General features: G+C 70.7%; 13 protein-coding genes. 9 read left to right on the top strand and 4 right to left on the bottom strand.

The features are described 5' to 3' along the window. Positions 1-108 precede the first annotated feature (108 nt). The 4 genes from ACRYCC_RS22985 to yaaA all read left to right on the top strand — a co-directional run bounded on the left by ACRYCC_RS22985 (position 109) and on the right by yaaA (position 3345). A complete protein-coding gene (locus tag ACRYCC_RS22985; protein ID WP_433815183.1) occupies positions 109-1011 on the top strand; it encodes an ABC transporter ATP-binding protein in 903 nt (300 codons plus the stop codon). Further along, complete coding sequence (locus ACRYCC_RS22980) at positions 1008-2072, top strand: ABC transporter permease (protein WP_433815182.1); 1065 nt, start codon at positions 1008-1010, stop codon at positions 2070-2072. Before ACRYCC_RS22985 ends, ACRYCC_RS22980 begins: the two co-directional genes overlap by 4 nt. A 146-nt stretch (positions 2073-2218) precedes the next feature. Next, complete coding sequence (locus ACRYCC_RS22975) at positions 2219-2443, top strand: DUF7455 domain-containing protein (protein ID WP_433815181.1); 225 nt, start codon at positions 2219-2221, stop codon at positions 2441-2443. A gap of 119 nt (positions 2444-2562) precedes the next feature. After that, positions 2563-3345: a peroxide stress protein YaaA gene (yaaA, locus tag ACRYCC_RS22970; protein ID WP_433815179.1), complete on the top strand. Its 783-nt coding sequence runs from the start codon at positions 2563-2565 to the stop codon at positions 3343-3345. 102 nt (positions 3346-3447) lie between these two features. On the opposite strand, the gene ACRYCC_RS22965 is transcribed toward yaaA, so the two are convergent. The 4 genes from ACRYCC_RS22965 to ACRYCC_RS22950 form a co-directional block, all read right to left on the bottom strand. Beyond that, complete coding sequence (locus ACRYCC_RS22965) at positions 3448-4479, bottom strand: hypothetical protein (RefSeq protein ID WP_433815178.1); 1032 nt, start codon at positions 4477-4479, stop codon at positions 3448-3450. Between the two features lie 195 nt (positions 4480-4674). Beyond that, positions 4675-6381, bottom strand: a complete 1707-nt coding sequence (locus ACRYCC_RS22960) for an RNA polymerase sigma factor (protein ID WP_433815176.1) — start codon at positions 6379-6381, stop codon at positions 4675-4677. A 210-nt stretch (positions 6382-6591) separates the two neighbouring features. Then, a complete protein-coding gene (locus tag ACRYCC_RS22955; RefSeq protein ID WP_433815175.1) occupies positions 6592-8703 on the bottom strand; it encodes a SpoIIE family protein phosphatase in 2112 nt (703 codons plus the stop codon). Positions 8704-9026: 323 nt separating this feature from the next. After that, a complete protein-coding gene (locus ACRYCC_RS22950; RefSeq protein WP_433815173.1) occupies positions 9027-9602 on the bottom strand; it encodes an HhH-GPD-type base excision DNA repair protein in 576 nt (191 codons plus the stop codon). 78 nt (positions 9603-9680) lie between these two features. On the opposite strand from ACRYCC_RS22950, the gene ACRYCC_RS22945 reads away from it, so the two are divergent. The 5 genes from ACRYCC_RS22945 to ACRYCC_RS22925 all read left to right on the top strand — a co-directional run bounded on the left by ACRYCC_RS22945 (position 9681) and on the right by ACRYCC_RS22925 (position 14353). Then, positions 9681-10400: a molybdopterin-dependent oxidoreductase gene (locus ACRYCC_RS22945; protein WP_433815171.1), complete on the top strand. Its 720-nt coding sequence runs from the start codon at positions 9681-9683 to the stop codon at positions 10398-10400. Next, positions 10384-11064 (top strand): cytochrome b/b6 domain-containing protein, encoded by a 681-nt coding sequence (locus ACRYCC_RS22940; RefSeq protein WP_433815169.1) that lies wholly within the window; start codon positions 10384-10386, stop codon positions 11062-11064. The genes ACRYCC_RS22945 and ACRYCC_RS22940 overlap by 17 nt, the downstream gene beginning before the upstream one ends. A gap of 75 nt (positions 11065-11139) precedes the next feature. Further along, positions 11140-11361, top strand: coding sequence for a hypothetical protein (locus tag ACRYCC_RS22935; RefSeq protein WP_433815167.1), 222 nt, complete (start codon positions 11140-11142; stop codon positions 11359-11361). 267 nt (positions 11362-11628) lie between these two features. Continuing rightward, positions 11629-13101: a hypothetical protein gene (locus ACRYCC_RS22930; protein WP_433815165.1), complete on the top strand. Its 1473-nt coding sequence runs from the start codon at positions 11629-11631 to the stop codon at positions 13099-13101. 124 nt (positions 13102-13225) lie between these two features. Next, positions 13226-14353 carry a TY-Chap domain-containing protein gene (locus ACRYCC_RS22925; RefSeq protein ID WP_433815163.1) on the top strand — a complete coding sequence of 376 codons (1128 nt, stop codon included), beginning with the start codon at positions 13226-13228 and terminating at the stop codon, positions 14351-14353. Positions 14354-14378: the final 25 nt, after the last annotated feature.

Genomic DNA, 14378 nt, shown 5'->3' with positions numbered 1-14378 from the left:
TTCACCCGCAGGCTCGCCGTTTCGGTGCCGGGAGCGCCGTCCGGGTGGACTTTGAGGTCCACCGGTCGGTTGGTGTGCGTGTGCCCGGTCCGTTCTAGTGTGTCCGCCATGTCAAAAACGATCGTGGTCGAGGACCTGCGAAAACGATACGGGAAGGTGAACGCGGTCGACGGCGTGTCCTTCCAGGTCGAAGCGGGAGAGTTCTTCGGCATCCTCGGCCCCAACGGCGCCGGGAAGACCACCACCCTGGAGATCATCGAGGGGCTGCGCGAGGCCGACGAGGGGACCGTGTCGGTGCTGGGCCTGCCGCCCTGGCCGCGCAATCCCGCGCTCCTGCCCCGGATCGGCGTCCAGCTGCAGTCCACCTCGTTCTTCGAGCGGCTCACCGCCCGGGAGCAGCTGCGGACCTTCGGATCGCTCTACGGGGTGCCCGGGAAGAAGGCCGACGCGATGCTGGAGACCGTGGGCCTGGCCGACAAGGCCGACGTCCAGGTGGAGCGTCTGTCCGGCGGCCAGGCGCAGCGGCTGTCGATCGCCTGCGCGCTGGTGCACGAGCCCGAGCTGCTCTTCCTGGACGAGCCCAGCGCGGCGCTGGACCCGCAGGCCCGCCGCAACCTCTGGGACGTGCTGCGGGAGATCAACACCGAGGGCCGCACGGTCGTCCTGACCACGCACTACATGGACGAGGCCGAGCTCCTGTGCGACCGGGTGGCCATCATGGACGCGGGCAGGATCCTGCGGCTCGGCCCGCCCGCCACGCTGGTGCGCGAGCTGAACGCGGCCGTGCGGATCAGCCTGCCCAGCGGCGCGCTCAGCGAGTCCGACGCCCGCGCGCTCCCCGCCGCGGAGCAGGTCTCCGACGACGGCGTGTCGTTGACGATCACCACACACGACCCCGCGCCGGCCATCACGGCGCTCGCCGGGCGGGAGGCCCTGGCGGGCCTGCAGGTCCGCGGCGCCACGCTCGAGGACGTCTTCCTCACCCTGACCGGACGGGAGTACCGCGCGTGAGCGGTCTCGGCAGCCTCGCCCATGCCATGTTCCTGAGCTTCCGCCGGGACAAGCGGGCGATGTTCTTCTCGATCCTCTTCCCCCTGATGTTCCTGGTGGTCTTCGGCGGCATCTTCGGGAGCGTGAGCACCTCGAAGATCGAGGTGCTCGAGGTCGGCCCGGTGCCGGTGCTGGACCGGGCCCTGGCCCAGGATCCGGCCGGGATCGGCAAGGTCATGACGATCACCAAGGTCGGCGACCGGGACGCCGCCCTGAAGAAGGTCGGCAAGGGCGACGACGACGCGGCCGTCGAGCAGCAGGGCGCCCAGCTGGTCGTGCACTACTCGGCGGCGGACCGGGTGAAGGCCGGCACCGCCCAGGGGATCATCAACTCGCTGGTGGAGCGGGCCAATCTGGAGGCGACCGGCAAGCCCCCCGCCTACACGCTGGCGACCCGGCAGGTCGAGGACACCTCGCTGAAGGCCATCCAGTTCATCACCCCGGGGATGCTGGGCTGGGCGCTGTCGTCGGCCGCGATGTTCGGGGCCGCCCAGACGCTGGTGACCTGGCGGACCAAGGGCATCCTGCGCCGCCTGCAGCTGTCCCCGGTGCCCATCCGCAACGTCTTCGCCGCCCGGGTGGCGGTCAGCCTCGGCGTGGCGCTGATCCAGACGGCGGTGTTCCTGGCCGTCGCCCAGTTGCCCGTCTTCGGGCTCAGACTGGCGGGCAGCTGGTGGATGTCGATCCCGGTCGTCCTGGCCGGGGTGCTGGCGTTCCTGGCCATCGGGATGGTGGTCGGGGCCTCGGCCAAGACCCAGGACTCCGCCCAGACCCTGATCCAGATGATCATTTTCCCGATGGTCTTCCTGGGCGGCTCGTTCTTCCCGCTCGACAGCGCCCCCAGCTGGCTCCAGACGCTCTCGTACGCCGTACCGCTCCGCTACCTCAACGAGGGCATGCTCAATGTCATGGGGCGCGGTCTGGGCCCCGCGTCGGCCCTTCCCCAGATCGGGGTGCTCCTCGGGATAGCCCTGGTGGCGACACTGGTGGCCATGAGGTTGTTCCGCTGGGACGACACCTGATACCACTGCCAGGGGATAGAAGCCCTGACGTGACTTCTGTCACTTACTGGGGCATTCCGCTCTGGGCGTACGCGTATGCAGGTTGGGAACGCCCAGGTCGGGTTAGATGTTGTCCTAAGTACCGACCCCGAGACGAGGAAGGTGCCGTGACTGGAGCCCTTGCCCCATCCAAGCCGATGACGGCCGCAGACAGATGCGACCGTTGCGGTGCCCAGGCGTATGTCCGTGCAGTCCTTACGGGCGGCGGCGACCTTCTGTTCTGCGCCCACCACGGACGCAAATTCAGTGAGGCGCTTCGCTCTAACGGGGCGGACATCCATGACGAGACCGATCGGTTGATCGAAACCCCCACCGCTGTCGTCGACGACTGACGGTGACTCGAACGACCCCTACATAATCGCAGAGCACGCCGACGGCGGTCACCGGAGACGGTGGCCGCCGTCGCGTGCGTTCGATACGGCGTGCTCAGGTGGAGAGTGACCGCGGGACCATGCTGATCCTTTTGCCGCCGTCCGAGGGCAAGGCCCCCGGCGGAGACGGGCCGCCGCTGGACGTGGACGCGCTCGCCCACCCCCGGCTGGGCCCGGTGCGCAGACGCGTCCTGAGAGCGCTCGTCGCGCTCTGCAAAGGGCCGCAGGAGACGGCCCGCCAGGTCCTGGGGCTCTCCCCCGGCCAGGCCGACGCGGTGGTACGGAACCGTACCCTCCGCGCAGCGCCCACCCTGAGCGCCGCCGATCTCTACACCGGGGTGCTGTACGACAACCTGGGCCTGGGCGCCCTCGACCGGGAGGCGCGCGAGCGCGCGGCCTCGAGCATCCTGATCTTCTCCGGTCTCTGGGGGGCGCTGCGCATCGACGACCGGGTGCCGCCCTACCGGCTGGCCATGGGGGTGAGCCTGCCGCCGCTCGGCGCGCTGGCGGCCGTGTGGAGGCCCGCGCTGAGCCGGCACCTGCGGGCAGAGGCCGACGACCGGCTGATCGTGGACATGCGCTCGGCGCCCTATGCGGCGGCGTGGCGGCCGGCCGGTCCGACGGTGGCGGTACGGGTCGTACGGGAGCGGGTCGCCGGCGGTGTGGTCGAACGGTCCGTGGTGAGCCATATGGCCAAGGCCACGCGGGGCGTGATCGCCCGGGATCTCCTCGTGAGCGGAGCGGAGCCGCGGTCACCGTCGCAGCTGGCGAAGGTGCTGAGCGACCTGGGGCACGTCGTGGAGCTGGAAGAGCCGGCGCGGGCCGATGGCACCTGGACGGCCGGCATCGTCGTCACCGAGTAGGCACTCTCCGTCGCCGTCCGGGCACAGGACGGAGCGACCCCCGTGGTCACACGCGTTCCCGCGCGGGAGCCGCCCCGGTCAGGGAGCGGCGGCCGGTCAGGATCAGCCGTGGAGATTGAGCTGGCGGCACGCCTTGGTGTACTGATCGACTTCGTTGCCTCCCAGGTAGGTCCAGGGCAACCGGCTCGGGCGGCCGTTGGTGCGGTTCAGGTGCTGGCGGGCCGGCCGCCGCGCGTCGCCGAGATGGAACGCCGCACCGAACAGGTTGTGCGCCTCGATCGTGCGGGGATGCGGTCGCGGGCGCCGGGGGTCGCCCGGCCCGCCGCGCCCCGCGACGCCCGAGAACCACCCGCGCGCGGCGGACTCGACGTCACGGATCTCCTGGTCGGAGAACCAGGAGGACGCACCGCGGATGATCCCGGAACGTTCCTGGACGAAGAATTCGAAATAGGCCAGCGGAATCAGGGCCGCCCTCGGGTCCTCCCTGGCGGCCATGCTCATCGACAGCCGGGCGAAGTCGAACATCGCCTCCGCCAGCCCGCCCCACTGCGGCGACAGCGAGAGCACCCTGACCACGTGCGCCCCGTACAACGTGGGGCAGCGCCGCTCGGCCTGCCGCCAGAGCATCTCCTTGTCCTCGGGCTCGAACTCCAGGGCGAGACCGACCCACATCATGCTCTCCCACGGCACCGGGTCGTCGGGCAGCCGCTCGGCCGCGCGCATGAGGGGGTCGCGGGCCGACTGCATCATCTTGGAGAACGCCTTGTAGGCGGCGGCCTGCACGGCACGCCCGCGCGGCGCAGGCCTGATCCCCCAGGCCTCCTCCACCCGGGTCCGCCCCAGCCAGAGCCACAGGTCGGGATTGCCGGGATCGGCCTGCAGGAGCGACTCGATCCCGTGGCTCAGGCCGATGGCGGCCTTGGCCAGCGCCTCGACCCGCAGCGAACGCAGCTCCGGGTCGTGCCGAGTCTCCGCGAGGGCGGCCACGGCCACCCTCAGGTAGCGATCGCGTACGGCGTCGATCGCCTCATCGAGTACCGGATCTGTCCATGGACGCCCGCGGATCACACCGGACGTCCGGGGCCCTGCCCCGGCCGGGGGAATGTGCACCCGGTCAACCTCCATCACTCCCATAGCGCGGGAGCCTAGGAAGGGCCAAGACGCCTCCCGCTACCTTCGTGTAAAGGTTGCGTTACGCGGTACCGGCGAGCGTGTCGATTCCGGAGAAGTTCTACCAAAAGTGGTAACACATACACTTGTTGTAGGTGAATCACATGCAAAAGCGGGCCCGGAACCATTGTCCGGACCCGCGGTCTTACGTGAACCTGTTCAGTCCAGGTAGTCGCGCAGCACCTGGGAGCGCGACGGGTGACGCAGCTTCGACATCGTCTTGGACTCGATCTGGCGGATCCGCTCCCGGGTGACCCCGTAGACCTTGCCGATCTCGTCGAGGGTCTTGGGCTGGCCGTCGGTCAGGCCGAACCGCATCGACACCACGCCCGCCTCGCGCTCGCTCAGGGTGTCCAGCACCGAGTGCAACTGCTCCTGCAGCAGGGTGAAGCTGACCGCGTCGGCCGGCACGATGGCCTCGGAGTCCTCGATGAGGTCACCGAACTCGCTGTCGCCGTCCTCGCCGAGCGGGGTGTGCAGGGAGATGGGCTCGCGGCCGTACTTCTGGACCTCGACGACCTTCTCGGGGGTCATGTCGAGCTCCTTGGCCAGTTCCTCCGGGGTCGGCTCCCGGCCGAGGTCCTGGAGCATCTGCCGCTGGACGCGAGCGAGCTTGTTGATCACTTCGACCATGTGCACCGGGATGCGGATGGTGCGGGCCTGGTCGGCCATCGCCCGGGTGATCGCCTGACGGATCCACCAGGTGGCATAGGTCGAGAACTTGTAACCCTTGGTGTAGTCGAACTTCTCCACCGCGCGGATCAGGCCGAGGTTGCCCTCCTGGATGAGGTCCAGGAACAGCATGCCGCGGCCGGTATAGCGCTTGGCCAGCGACACCACGAGCCGCAGGTTGGCCTCGAGCAGGTGGTTCTTGGCCCGGCGGCCGTCCTCGGCGATCCACTCGAAGTCCTCGAGGTCGTCCTCGGACATCGCGGGCCCGTCGATGGCGAGCCGTTCCTCGGCGAACAGGCCCGCCTCGATGCGCTTGGCGAGCTCGACCTCCTGCTCGGCGTTGAGCAGGGGGACCTTGCCGATCTGCTTCAGGTAGTCCTTGACCGGGTCGGCGGTCGCGCCGGCGGAGGCGATCTGCTGGACCGGCGCGTCGTCGTCATCGTCGGTGAGGACGAAGGACTCGTCCTCCTTGGCCGGCACGGCGGGGACGGCCTCCCCCTTGGCCTCGTCACCGCTCTCGGCCTCGGGCTCGTCTTCGGCGGCCGGGACGGCCTCCGCCACCTCCCCGGCCTCGGCCGGGTCCTCCTCCACCAGCTCGACGTCGAGGTCCTCGAGATCCTCGAGGTCGGTGACCTCGGCGACCTCCTCGTCCTCGGGCTCGTCCGCCGACATCTTGGCGGGCGGCTCCGTCTTCTTGGCGGGCCCGGACTTGGCCGCGGCGGGCTTGCCGGCCGCGGGCTTGGCAGCCGCGGACTTGGCCGGTCCCGGCTTGGCGGTGGCCGCGGGCCGCTTGGCCGCCGCGCGCTTGGCGGGGGCGCGCTTGGCCCCGGCCGACTTCGACTCGGACTGCTGGGGAACGGACTCCGCGGCACCATCGACGACCGCCGTCACGGTGTCGGGCTGTTCCTTGGCGGCCGCGGCGGTCGTGGTCTTCCGCGGGGGAGCCGGCGTCACGCGCTTACGCGGACGCTTCGGCGCCGCGGAGTCGGCAGCGCTCACCATGACGGTCACACCCTCCTTGCTAAGACTCCGCAAGATGCTCGAAGCCTTGGAGACCGGGATTTCGGCTTCCTCGAACGTACGTCGTACGTCGTCGGCTTCAAGGTACCCCTGAGACCGCCCACGCTCGATGAGTTGTCCGATGACGTGCTCGTGCAGCTCGGTCGGCTTCGAGGTAGAACTGGCAGGCGACACAAATACCTCTCGAACGAACGTGTGGCTGGGTTGACCCATGTGCCCTGACGGATGGGTGGCCTCGCCCAGGCGGGGCCAGCAGACCCGTGCGGAACGGCAGCGTATCCGTTGACCAAGGTCAGCATTCTGGCACGGCTGCGCATTCCGTACGGGGGAGTCCTGCTCGGTAACACACCACCTTAGAGGGAGCCGGGTGGTCCTTCGTACGGACTACATCGTCTTCGGGATCGTCTTCGGGGGAACGTGTAGGGCAAGTACGGTCACATCGTCGTCTTGCTCATACCCGGCGAGCATCCGATCGATCAGAAAGTCCACGAGTATCTCTGGATCCCCCACTACCTCCGGTGTGGCGTCCGCGGCGGCACCGACCAACTCGTCGAGCCCCGCGTCCACTCCACGTCTGCGATTCTCCACAAGTCCATCGCTGTAGAAGACCACAGTGTTTCCGGGTGTGATGGAAAAACTTGCCTGCTGACGGTGGCTGGGCCAGCCGAGCGGCGTCCCGGGCTCGGCGGTGCTGAGCCTGGCCGAGGTGTCCGGGCCCAGCAGCAGGGGCGGCGGGTGACCGGCGTTGCTGAGCACCCCGGCCCCGGTCTCGGGGTCGATGACCGCGTAGGCCACGGTGGTGAATTGCTCGACGTCCTCGGTGGCGCTGAACAGCCGGTCCAGGCCGGAGAGCACCGCGGCCGGACGGGGGTCGTTGAGCGCCAGGGCGCGCAGGGCGTTGCGGACCCGGCCCATGCCCGCGGCCGCGCGCACGCCCTTGCCCATGACGTCGCCGACAGCCACGGCCAGCCGGTCGTCGGGCAGCCGGAACGCGTCGTACCAGTCGCCGCCGACCTGCACGTGCCGGGTGGCCGGGTGGTAGCGCGCGGCGAGCTGCATGGTCGGGAGCTGGAGCAGCACGTCGGGCAGCAGGCTACGCTGCAGCGCCTCCGCGGTCTTGTGCTCGCGCTCGAACAGCAGCGCCCGCTCCACCGCCAGGGCGCACTGACCGGCGAGCGCCTCCAGGAAGACCCGCTCCTCCTCGGTGATCGCGCGGGGGCGGGTGAAGGCGAACCGCAGCGCGCCGATGGGCGCGCCGGCGGCGAGCAGCGGCAGGCCGACCCAGGCCCGCTCCTCGGTGTTCTGCAGGAAGGGGTCGATCTCGGCCCGGCCCAGCTGCAGCCGCAGCTCGTCCGGGCTCTCCGCCAGGAAGGGCCGGCTCTCGCGCACCGCCACCGACATGACCGAGGGGTCACTGACCTGGAAGAGCTCGCGGCCGAAGTCGGCCGGATCGGAGGCGCCGCTCGGAGTGATGATCTCCAGCCGGAGCTTGTCGTCGTCCAGCAGGGCCACCGCCGACCGGTCCGCGCCGATCGCCGAACGGCCGACCTCGGTGATGACCTGGACGACCTGGCTGACGGTGAGCGCCTCGGCCAGCATCGACGTCGCCTGCTGCAGCCGGGCGGTGCGCAGCGCCGCGGCCGACAGCTGCTCGGTCAGCCGCCCGCGCATCTCCTCGGCCTCACGCTGGCCGGTGACGTCGGTGTTGGCGCCGACCCACTCGACCACGGCCTCGCCGCGCCGGATCGGCACCGCGCGGACGTCGTAGTGCCGGTAGGCGCCGGTCTTGGTGCGCACCCGGTAGTCGGTCTCGAAGGTGCGCTCGGCCTCGACGCACTCGCGCCAGGCGGCCTCGATCCGGCCGCGGTCCTCGGGATGGATCACCGCGGGCCAGCCGCCGGCGGCGTAGTCGTCGAAGGTCTGCCCCGTGATCGCCCGCCACTCGGGCGCGTCCTCGCTCACCCGGCCCTGCGGGTCGGTCACCCAGACGACCTGCGAGCTGGCCTCCACCAGGGAGCGGTAGCGCTCCTCCTTGCGGCGGATGACGTCCTCGGCCCGGCGGCGATCGGTCACGTCCACCGCGATCAGCGCCACGCCGAGGATGTCGCCCTCGGCGCCGTGCGAGGGGAACCAGGACGAGGACCAGTGCCGGGTCTCGGGAGGCAGGTCCTTCTCGGTGTCCCCGCCGGCCGGCAACCGCATGATCAGGTCGGCGTCCAGCACGGACTTGTCCTCGTCGAGGACCTTGCGGAGCGCGGCCTCCATCGCCGTGGCGAGGTCGGCGGGCAGCATCTCGGACGGGCGGCGCCCGATCAGGTCACCCGCGACGGCGCCGTGGACCCCGGCGAGCGTCTCGTTGACGCGGCGGCACCTCAGCTCGGTGTCGAAGAACGCGAAGGCGATGGGCGCCTCTTTGATCAAGGTCGCGAAGAGCGCGGAGTCGGACGCCTCGAGTCCGGACACCCGGGGATGCGGAACGGACGTCTCCGTGCTCATTCTCGACACCTCCGTACTCCTCGCCGCCGATCACCCGGGGTCTTCCTCACGAATCTTCCCGTAGCCCGCTGCCGCCGGTCATCCGTGTCCATCCTCACCGAATCTTCCGGTAGCCCGCGGCATCTCCCGGTCGTCCGCGACGCCCTACTGCGAGGCAAGTATCCATTACTATGGGTGAATAGGAGCAGGCTAGCGCTCCTTCCTCCATCACAACACCGCTCGGAGTCAGGTTTTCATCATCTCGGTGCTTCCGCGGTTCCACAACCGGTTCGCGGTCCCGCCTCGGCGCTGGCCCTCGACCGTACCGGTGGCCGGTTCCGGCGTCAGCTCTTCGCCGCCTTCTTTTGCTCCTGTTTGTACGCGCGCACCCGCGCCAGCGAATCCGGCCCGGTGATGTCGGCGACCGAACGGTGCGACCCCTCCTCGCCGTAGGCCCCGGCGGCCTCGCGCCATCCCTCCGGCCGTACGCCGTACTGCTTCCCGAGCAGGGCCAGGAAGATCTGCGCCTTCTGCCTGCCGAACCCGGGCAGGTCGTTCAGCCGCTTGAGCAGCTCCTTGCCGGTGGCGGCGTCCCGCCAGATCGCGGCGGCGTCGCCGTCGTAGTGCTCCACGAGGAACGCGCACAGCTGCTGGACCCGCTTGGCCATCGACCCCGGATAGCGATGGACCGCGGGCTTCTCCGACAGCAGCGCCGCGAACCCCTCCGGGTCCTGGGCGGCGATCTGGTGGGCGTCGAGCTCCGTCGCCCCCAGCCGCTGCGTGATCGTGTAAGGGCCGGTGAACGCCCACTCCATCGGGACCTGCTGGTCCAGCAGCATCCCGGTGAGGATCGCGAGCGGGTCGCGCCCGAGCAGTTCGTCGGCCTCCGGCCGCTGTGCGAGGTGAACCTTGATGGCCATGCGTCCAGGTTATGACGGAACCCTTACGGTGGTCCCGGACTATGGCCGCGAGGGTCGTACAGGTGCTCGAATGGAGAAGTGAGCACCGAAGACCTCAACGAACAGCGGCCGGGCACACCGGTGGGACGGCGGGTCGTGCTCGGCATGGTCGGCCTGGGGGTGGTCGGCATCGCGGTGGGAGCACGCGCCCAGAGCGCCGTCACCCGCGCGCTGGGCCCGGTCGGGTCCCAGGTCGGCGGCCTGATCCCGGCGGCCGGCGGGTTCCGCTACTACTCGGTCGTCGACGGCGTGCGGCGCCGCACCCCGCAGGACTACGAGCTGAGCGTGACCGGAATGGCCGGGCGGCCCCGGTCGTTCACCTTCGCCGAGCTGCAGGCGATGCCGCAGACCGAGATCACCAAGGACTTCCAGTGCGTGACCGGCTGGCGGGTCCCCGCGGTGCACTGGTCCGGGGTGGCGCTGCCGGACCTGCTGGACGCGGTCGGGGCGGACCCGAAGGCCACCGCCGTGCGCTTCCACTCCTTCGACGGCGCCTACACCGAGTCCCTCACCATGGACCAGGCCCGGCGCCGGGACGTCGTCGTGGCCACCACCATGCTCGGCGCGCCGGTCACCCATGATCATGGCGGCCCGGTGCGGCTCTTCGTCGCTCCGATGTACGGCTACAAATCCCTCAAATGGCTCGGCCGGATCGAGCTGACCGACAAGGTCGTGCCCGGATACTGGGAGCGCCGCGGCTATGACGTGGACGCCTGGGTGGGCCGTTCGAACGGACGTGACGATGCTCCGACCACATGACCGCCCCGGGACGCTCGCCAGGTTCACCCGGCACGAACGCGCGGTGCACCACGCCACCGCGCTACTGATGATCATCTGTCTGGCGACCGCGGCGTGCCTCTACATTCCGGCGATCGCCACCTACGTCGGCCGGCGGGACCTGATCAAGCCGATCCACATCGTGGCCGGCTTCGCGCTTCCGGTGCCGATGCTGCTGGGCTGGCTGACCCGGGCCTTCCGCGCGGACCTGCGGGCGCTCAACCGGTTCGGGCCGCAGGACTGGGAGTGGCTGCGGTCCCAGGACCGCCGGGCGGTGCGCAACGGCCGGGGCGTGATCGAGGTGGGCAAGTTCAACGCCGGGCAGAAACTGAACGCCGCCTTCGTGGCCGGCGCCATCCTGGTCATGCTCGGCACCGGCGCCATGCTCACCTTCCCCGACCCGTGGCCGGGCGCCTGGCGCACCGGCGCCACCTTCGTGCACGACTGGCTCACCCTGGCGATCTTCGTGATGTTCCTGGGGCACCTGTGGTACGCGCTGCGGGACAGGGGCGCGATGACCGGCATGTGGACCGGCCGGGTGCCCCGGGATTGGGCGGCCCGTCACCACCCGGGATGGCTCGACGACCAGGAGCGACGCGCCCCGGCGGAGGCCGCAGCGGCGGAGCCGGTCAAAGACGGGTCTTGACACGTGCGCGGTACGCGCTGGAATGGGCAGGAACGGAAGTCCGGGGGCAGGCTGGGGTCGGCGTAAGGATCACCGATGACGATGCTGCCCGCGCTCGCGGACCGCGCACAGGGCATGACCCGGCGGCTGGCCGACGAGTTCGTCCTGCTGCCCGCCGAGGCCGTCGAACGCTGCGTCGCCGACGTCCACGTGTGCGTCGAGCATCTCGGCGTCGACGCCACCCCGGCCCTCGTGGAGAGGATCGCCCGGGAACACCTGGTGGGCATGGTCAAGTCACGGCCGCCATCGGCGGACTAGCGGCAGGTTCTTCGACTACAGTTCCGAGCACCCTCTGAAGACCGTCCGGGAGCCGAGCGCGCCCCACGTCCAGGAACGGTAGGGTGACTCTTCGAACATGGATTTCACCCTCACGACCGTGACTCCCCCCGGACCCGCCACGGAGCCGGGGGCCGCTGCGGTGCGCGGATCTGGGAAGGTGGACCCGTGAGTCCGCGAAGCCGTCGTCAGCCTCCGACAGGAAACGACCGACCTCCGTCGGACGAGGTCTCCGCGATCTTCGACGGCATGCTGCTGCACGCACGCGAACTGCTCGCCGTGCGCAGCCCCCTGGACGCCGAGCTGATAGTGAGCGAGATCCTCGGATCGTGGTACGGGCGGCGGGCCGACGAGGGCGACGTCGAGGAGGTCATCGGCGAGGCGCTGGTCGACCACGCGGCCCGCGCCGGGACCCCGGCGGCCCTGGCGCTGCTGACCGGCATGGCCTACCTCGGCACCACCCGGCAGGCGGCCAAGGCCGAGCGCGCGGCGCTGGGCCTGATGGACCGCGGGGTGGCCCGCCCCGGCTGGGCCGACCGGGTCGGGATGGTCGCGCCGGCCGAGTGCCACGTGTCCCGGGACGTCTACGGCGACCAGGACTCGATCGTGTGCACCTATACCTACGGCGGCGAGGAGCGGCACGCCCTGGTGATCCTGGTCGACCACAACATGGGCGGCATGGTGCGGGACGCGTGGGTGTCCTCACAGGTCGACCGGCTGCTCGAGCACTGCCGGGTGGAGGGCCGCGAGAACCCGCTGATGCGCTTCGAGACGCTCGAGCCGGGCGCCACCCGGGCCCTGCTGGAGACCGCCCTGGCCGTCACCCACGACACCGACGAACCTCCCGTCAGCGACACGTTCGGCTCGTACCACGCGTTCGTGCGGGCCCGGGTGCGCGCCCTGCCGCCGGGCGGCCGGCGGCCCGCCGCGCAGCCCTACGGCCAGGATCGGCGGGCCACCCTGGCCGCGCGGTTCCTCGCCTCCGACGAGGCCGAGGATCTGTCGGACCGGGGCGCGGCGAGCCGCTGCGCCGACCGGATCATCGACTTCGGCTGCTCCTACGACCAGGGGCGCCCGCTGCGGGTGAGCCCGATCAAGTGCGAGATGTTCCTGCTCGACTGGCTGCCCCGCAAGGTGGTGCTGTCATCCGACGACCAGGAGGCCATGCCGCACGTGCTGGCCGCCTGGGTGCGCTGGGCGGGCCGGCTCACGTCGCTGCCGGAGGAGGGCGTACGCGCCACCCTCGACGCGGTCTGGGACGCCACCGGCAAGTTCGCCGAGGCCTACCGTGACTCGACGATGTTCGGTTTGGAACGTGACCTCGTCGACCGCCTGCTCCCGGACGGCGATCTGGAGGCGCTGGCCCGGCGGGCCTTCGCGCTGCCGTTCCTGTCCGGCCGGCACCGGCTGTCGGGGCGGCACGGTGCCGTCGACCTGTCCGCGCTCGACCCCGCCGACGAGACCGACCGGCGGCTGCTGATCCAGTTCGAGCATCCCGGCGCGGATCCGGATCATCTGGCCGCGCACGAGCGGCTGACCGTGCGACTCTGGAACGGCGACCCGCCACAGCTGTGGGAGACCGCTCAGGCGATGCTCGACGTCGGCTTCGAGCGGCATGAGATCCTGCACCGGCTGATCGGGGCGCTGCAGCATGCCGGGGACGATCCGGACGCGTTGCGCACCGTACTGCACGCGCTGCGTCACGAGTCGCCGCCGGGCTGAGACCGTATGACCGAACCTGGTTTGCGAGCGACCCGTGAGACCGCGATTATCGGCATCTACCGCGCCACCGGGCCTAGCCTCCGGAGGGCGGACCGGTGAGATTCCGGCGGGTTGAGGAGTGATCTTGTTGGAGTGGTCCGAGTTCGCCCAGCGTTTCGCCCGTGAGCTGGCGGGCCTCGATCGCGACACCATCCTCATCGTGCGGGAACGCGACGAGAGCCGCCACTACGTGCAGGCGATGCGGGAACCCGACCGGCTCTACGCCGAGGCGGTCAGCAACAACTTCCTGGAGGGACCGCTGCTGCTCACACCCGCCGACGAGGAGGTGCTGAGCGAGGCCGGCTGGCGGCCGCCCACCGCGGACTGGGCCCCGGCGAACTGGTGGACCGAGCTGCCGCCCGCCACCGGGGCCGCCGACTTCGACCGGCTGGCGGACATGATGGTCACCGCCCTGCGGGACGTCCAGGGGGTACGGCGGCCCTCCGACCTGGTGTACGAGTCCTTCCACCGGCACGGCACCGGGCTGATCGAGCTGGTCGACTTCGGCATCGCCGCCGCCGACCCCCAGCGGGTCAGTGAGCGGCGGGTGGCCCGGCCGGTGGCGGAGCCCATCCCGGCCCCGACCGGCGAGCCGCGCCCCGAGGGGCCGCTGCCGGAGGGCCCGCGGCCGGAGGCCGGCGCGGACCTGGAGACCCGGCTGGGCGACGCGAAACAGCGCGGGGACCAGCTGTCGTACTTCGAGCTGCTGCTGGCGGCGGAGCTGGTCCTGCCGTCGACCGGGCAGGCCGTGGAGGATCCGGGCCTGACCGAGTTCACCACGGCGGTGATCGATCGCCGCACGCACGTGCTGGTGTTCACCTCCGTGCAGGCCATGACGCAGTCCCAGGGCGCGGCCGGGCGCCGCCCGGGTACCGGCCTGTACCGCAAGACGACCTTCGGGCAGATCGCCGCCGCCTGGCCGGACCCGGCGTGGGGGCTGGCCGTCAACCCGGGCCTGCCGAGCGAGATCCATCTGGACTCCGGGACGGTCGCCCGCCTGGACGAGATGCGCCGTACCGCGGAACGGGCCGCCACCGTGGACGCGGTCGTGGCCGAGTCCCCGGTCCCGGGCGTCGCGGTACGCCTTCCGCACGGCGCTCAGCTGTGGCGGCTGGGCGTGACCGGGCCCGCCGCCCCCGTGGCCGTCTACGACGCGATGAGCGCACGCTGGAGCACTTCGGTCACCGATGCCTGGACACCGCTGAACGAGTGACCGCTACCCTCTGACGTTCACGGTG

It is taken from the genome of Actinomadura scrupuli, assembly GCF_050971785.1.
GTDB classification, from domain to species: Bacteria; Actinomycetota; Actinomycetes; order Streptosporangiales; family Streptosporangiaceae; genus Actinomadura_E; species Actinomadura_E scrupuli.
Note: the sequence above shows the minus strand (reverse complement) of the source record. Positions and strands in the feature narration are given on the sequence as shown.

What these genes read in the sequence shown, in the direction of transcription:
- ACRYCC_RS22985 (WP_433815183.1), top strand. Translation starts at nt 109, where the DNA reads ATGTCAAAAACGATCGTGGTCGAGGACCTGCGAAAACGATACGGGAAG.
- yaaA (WP_433815179.1), top strand. Translation starts at nt 2,563, where the DNA reads ATGCTGATCCTTTTGCCGCCGTCCGAGGGCAAGGCCCCCGGCGGAGAC.
- ACRYCC_RS22965 (WP_433815178.1), bottom strand. Translation starts at nt 4,479, where the DNA reads ATGGGAGTGATGGAGGTTGACCGGGTGCACATTCCCCCGGCCGGGGCA.
- ACRYCC_RS22955 (WP_433815175.1), bottom strand. Translation starts at nt 8,703, where the DNA reads ATGAGCACGGAGACGTCCGTTCCGCATCCCCGGGTGTCCGGACTCGAG.
- ACRYCC_RS22950 (WP_433815173.1), bottom strand. Translation starts at nt 9,602, where the DNA reads ATGGCCATCAAGGTTCACCTCGCACAGCGGCCGGAGGCCGACGAACTG.
- ACRYCC_RS22940 (WP_433815169.1), top strand. Translation starts at nt 10,384, where the DNA reads ATGCTCCGACCACATGACCGCCCCGGGACGCTCGCCAGGTTCACCCGG.
- ACRYCC_RS22935 (WP_433815167.1), top strand. Translation starts at nt 11,140, where the DNA reads ATGACGATGCTGCCCGCGCTCGCGGACCGCGCACAGGGCATGACCCGG.
- ACRYCC_RS22930 (WP_433815165.1), top strand. Translation starts at nt 11,629, where the DNA reads ATGCTGCTGCACGCACGCGAACTGCTCGCCGTGCGCAGCCCCCTGGAC.